Source organism: Pseudomonas sp. PB120, from assembly GCF_009761815.1.
Taxonomy (GTDB): Bacteria; Pseudomonadota; Gammaproteobacteria; order Pseudomonadales; family Pseudomonadaceae; genus Aquipseudomonas.
Map to the genome: position 1 here is coordinate 1 of NZ_RWIN01000025.1, position 4,730 is coordinate 4,730.

A 4,730-nucleotide genomic window follows, 5' to 3' on the forward strand; every position below is an offset into this window, starting at 1 on the left:
AGGCTCGCTCCTACAGTTGATCGCCTCCCCCTGTGGGAGCGAGCCTGCTCGCGATAGCGGCAACCGCCCCACCACAGTTTGATTGGCTTACCTGTTCGGCTGCGGCGTCAGGCGAAGATAAGGCTTCACCGCGCGATACCCCTTGGGAAAACGTTTCTTGATTTCATCTTCATCCTTCAACGAAGGCACGATCACCACCTCCTCACCGTCCTGCCAGTTCGCCGGCGTGGCCACTTTGTAGTTGTCGGTGAGCTGCAGCGAATCGATCACACACAGGATTTCATTGAAGTTGCGGCCGGTGCTGGCCGGGTAGGTAATGGTCAACCGGACCTTTTTGTTCGGGTCGATCACGAACAGCGAGCGCACCGTCAAGGTGTCATTGGCGTTCGGGTGGATCAGGTCGTAGAGGTCCGAAACCTTGCGGTCGGCATCGGCGAGGATCGGGAAATTGACGACGGTGTTTTGGGTTTCGTTGATGTCCTCGATCCATTTGTGGTGCGAGTCCACCGGGTCTACCGACAGGGCGATGGCTTTGACGCCGCGCTTGGAAAATTCATCCTTGAGCTTGGCGGTAAAGCCCAGCTCGGTGGTGCACACCGGCGTGAAATCCGCCGGATGGGAAAACAGCACGCCCCAGCTATCGCCCAGTCACTCGTGGAAGTTGAGGCTGCCGATGCTGGAATCCTGTTCGAAATCGGGGGCGATGTCGCCGAGTCTGATGCTCATGTGTGCTGCTCCTGGTGAGTGCTTGATGAGGTCAACTGTGCCTAGGATCCTTATGAATTAAAAAGAATATATATCGATTTACTTAGACTTTTATTGAATATTAAAGATCTGTTCACTGGACCTCGACAGGCATCAAGCCGAACATCGCCCACAAGGTTCGAGAAGGCCTTGAGTTGCTGCAAAAGAGGGGAATTTCAGGGCAGGTTTACGGGGGTGAGTCTGTCCTGAAACGCAAAAGCCCCGCCCGGCGTGATGCCGGGCGGGGCTTTTTTTGCTTCAGTGACGCGAGCGCTATTACAACAGCGGGATCGAGTAGCTGAGGATCAGGCGGTTTTCATCCTGGTCGCGTTGACCCGGAATGTCGTTGCGCCACATAGCGTTTTTCCACATGAAGCCCAGGTTCTTCAACGGGCCGGATTGCACGACGTAAGCCACGGTCAGGTCGCGTTCCCACTCGGAGCGGCCGGTGCCGTTGACGGTTTTCTGTGGGGTGGTATCACCCACTTTGCCCGAAGTGTCGATATCGTCGCCACGCAGGTAAACGATGCCAGCCGTTGCGCCTGGCAGGCCGACCTTGGCGAAGTCATACGAGTAACGCGCTTGCCAGGTACGCTCGCCAGCACGGCCGAACTTCTGGATTTGCATGTCGGTGATGGTGTAGTTCGACGAACCGTCGCCCTGGTTCAGCCAAGGGAAATCGCTGTCACCATTGCTGACCTGATAACCGCCACCGAAGGTGTGACCCGCAACGGTGTACAGGAACAGGCCGCTGTACAGGTTGTTGTCGACTTTACCTTTGGTGATGATTGTGCCGGCATTGTTAGTACCGTAATCACCGGTGGTGAAGTACGAGGAATTGTGGCCGTTGGCGCCATCATCGCGGCTGTTGAAGTAACGGAAGTCAGATTTCAACACGCCCGGGCCGATTGCCCAGTTATGTACCAGACCCAGGAAGTGTTGCTTGTAGAAGTCTTCCAGGTTGCCGTAGTAGTACTGGGCAGTCAGGTCTTTGGTGATTTTGTAGTCACCGCCGGCATAGATGAACTTGTTGCTATCGCGGCCAGTAGCGGTAGGGCTGTTGGCGCCACCGATAGACAGTTGCTCATTGTTGCTGGAGTTACGACCTTTAACCGCTTCGATTTGGCCGCCGACCAGAGTCAGGTCCTTGATCTCGCCGGAAGTGATCTGGCCACCCTGCCAGGTTTGCGGCAGCAGACGACCGTCGTTGGTGACGATGACCGGGTTCTTTGGCTGCAGGGTACCCAGCTTCAGTTCAGTCTGGGAGACCTTGGCTTTGGCAGTCAGGCCCAGGCTGGAGAAGTTATCAACCGCTTCGCCGTTGGATTTGCTTGGGAAAACGGTGCCGCCGTACGAAGTCGCAGTCGCGCCGTTAGTACCGCCGCCCGAATCCAGACGCACGCCCAGCAGGCCGATAGCGTCGATACCGAAGCCAACAGTGCCTTGGGTGTAGCCGGAGATGAAGCGCAGGTCAAAGCCTTGGCCCCACTCTTCGTTCTTGTTCTGAGCACCGGCAGCTTTGGTAGCGCCGTCACGGTTATCCGTATTGATGTAGAAGTTACGCAGCCCCAAAGTAGCCTTGCTGTCTTCGATGAAACCGGCGGCGCTTGCTTGCTGCGCCAAAACCCCTACGGCCACAGCCAGGGCCAAGGTGGACTTGTTCATGTGTTTCGCTCCTATTGTTTCTAATTCTTGGTCCCGGATCGAATGCCCTGGGATCCTAAATCGCGCTCTTCGCGCCAGACCGTCTAGCCCGGTCTTTTGGCCGCCGCAGGATACCCTGCTACAAATCCAAAAAGAATTACTGCTTTGTTTTTCATGCCATTTGGAAATATATGCGCACAGCGCAGATTCGGGGTATCGGCAGAACCGCCGATTCCTGAACCTGATGGAATGTCGAGGGACAAAATTGCCAAAGTCCAAGCTCTCGGGAGTGCCGGACAGGCGTACTTTAGGCTTTTAATGAAAAAGCTAAAAAGAATAAAAAATAACTACGTTAGCTTTTTTGGGAATATTAAATAGAGGGCGAAAAAAAGCCTCACCCATGGGTGAGGCTTTTTATCTTGAAGCTATTACATGAAGCTGTAGGTGTAGTTGAAGATCAGACGGGTCTGATCTTCATCGAGGGTGCTGGTGTTGCCACGATAAGTACCGTGACGCAGAGTCGTACCAAACCCTTTCAGCACGCCCGTTTGAATCACGTAATCGATACGTGCGTCAGTCTCATGCTCACTCAGGTCTTTACCAGTACCGTTGGTAGCCTTGATGTCCTGGCCATTCAAGTAAGCGATCGAAGCTTTCAAGCCTGGCACACCCAGGGAGGCGAAGTCATAAGAGTACTGACCGTAGGTGGTGTTTTCGCCGGCGCGGATAAAACTACCAACCGTGGCATCGGTGAACGAGTAGAAGCTGGAGCCGCCAGCGCCTTCGTTGCGGCCATTGCCATCGACAACGTTGCCTTGGTTCAGGAAAACGAAACCGCCGTCATCACTGACACGCTGATGCCCGAGCAGGAACGCGCTGCCACCCAGTGTATAGGTGAACGTGGCGCTCCACGTGGTGTTGTCGACCTCACCAATGTTCTTGGCGTAGCCATTGTTGTTGTTGAACCGGTAGCCAGCATCGCCGTTTTTGCCATCGGAGCTGCTGTCGAAATAACGAAGATCAGTCTTGAACGACTGGTTCGGGGCGATCGGGAGAACGTGCACCAGACCGAGGAAGTTCTGTTTGTAGTAGTCTTCCAGGTTCGCGTAGTAGTACTGCAGCGTCAGGTCTTTAGTGACCTTCCAGTCAGCACCGGCGTAACGGAATTGATTGCTTTCTTTGGCATTGCCGATGGTAGAGACCGCTAGACCAGTAGAGTTAGACGAGGCTCGACCGGTTGCGTGCTCCAACTGACCCAAGTTGAAGGTCACGTTGTCGATTTCCTTCGAGGAGATGGTGCCACCTTCAAAGGTTTGTGGCAGCACGCGGCTGTCGTTCGCGATCAGGATCGGCAGGTTTGGCTGAAGAGCGCCGCCCAAGTGGGCTTCTGTCTTCGAGAAGCGTGCCTTGACGTTGCCTGCTACACGGCTCCACGAACTCTCTGCCGAACCATCGCTATCGCTAGGGTTGAAGGTGTTGTTGTCCGGGTGATGACCCTTGCCACCGTCCAGGTGGATGCCGACCAGTGCCTGGGCGTCGATACCGAAACCGACGGTACCTTGGGTGAAACCGGACAGGTAGTCGAACTTGAGACCTTCAGCGGTTTCTCGCTGACGGTTAGCAGGCGTCGCGAGGCCTTCACGTTTATCCGAGTCGAAATAATAGGTACGCGAACTGACGGAAGCCTTACTGTCTTCGATAAAACCAGCGGCGCCTGCTTGCTGCGCCAAAACCCCAACAGCCACGGCCAGGGCCAAGGTCGACTTGTTCATTGTTTTGCTCCTCTCGATTCTAATTCTTGTATTCCTGGCCCGAAGTCGATGCCTCGGTGCCTAAGATGCGCGATTAGCGCCGTACCGTGACCCACAAGTCAATCGTAACCATGTGTGTCTACGACCATAGTCTAATCACCGTTTTTTTGGTCCCTGCTGGTCATGAACACGTCATAAACCTGAAAAGAACGGACGGTTTCTTTTCTCATACCATTTAGGAATTTAGCTTCCCGCCAGCCCTAGCCCGGTCTAGAGCGTTCGGCCCCTAAGCCAATTCCTAAAAGGTATTTATCAGTCATTTTTTTAGAACGATTTGCACTGACTCGCTTCGGAAACCATTCCGTCACACAAAGGCGTTCCGCGGCGAATCAAACGCGCACTATCCAGACCAATTGTTACAGTTTATGTATCGGCACGAAGACGCCGCCAAAGAGATTGGCAAGCCAGGGAAATTTTTGCAGGAACCAAGGAGGGAGAGCGAAGCAGCAGCGCAATAACCTGCGGAACATTGTGGCGAGGGAGCTTGCTCCCGCTGGGCAGCGCAGCGGCCCCAAAAAATGGGCCTGCTAC

At 54.5% G+C, this 4,730-nt stretch carries 2 protein-coding genes and 1 pseudogene; all 3 read right to left on the reverse strand.

Annotated features, from left to right (window positions below):
- Window positions 1–87: 87 nt before the first annotated feature.
- The 3 genes and pseudogenes from EJA72_RS03915 to EJA72_RS03925 all read right to left on the reverse strand — a co-directional run bounded on the left by EJA72_RS03915 (window position 88) and on the right by EJA72_RS03925 (window position 4,160).
- Window positions 88–726 (reverse strand): annotated as a pseudogene (locus EJA72_RS03915) (peroxiredoxin).
- A 294-nt stretch (window positions 727–1,020) separates the two neighbouring features.
- The gene (locus tag EJA72_RS03920) at window positions 1,021–2,409 is read right to left on the reverse strand and encodes an OprD family porin (RefSeq protein ID WP_157710229.1); all 1,389 of its coding nucleotides are present in this window, start codon (window positions 2,407–2,409) and stop codon (window positions 1,021–1,023) included.
- A 407-nt stretch (window positions 2,410–2,816) separates the two neighbouring features.
- Entirely contained in the window at window positions 2,817–4,160 is a 1,344-nt protein-coding gene (locus EJA72_RS03925; protein ID WP_157710230.1) for an OprD family outer membrane porin, read from the reverse strand.
- Between the last annotated feature and the right edge of the window lie 570 nt (window positions 4,161–4,730).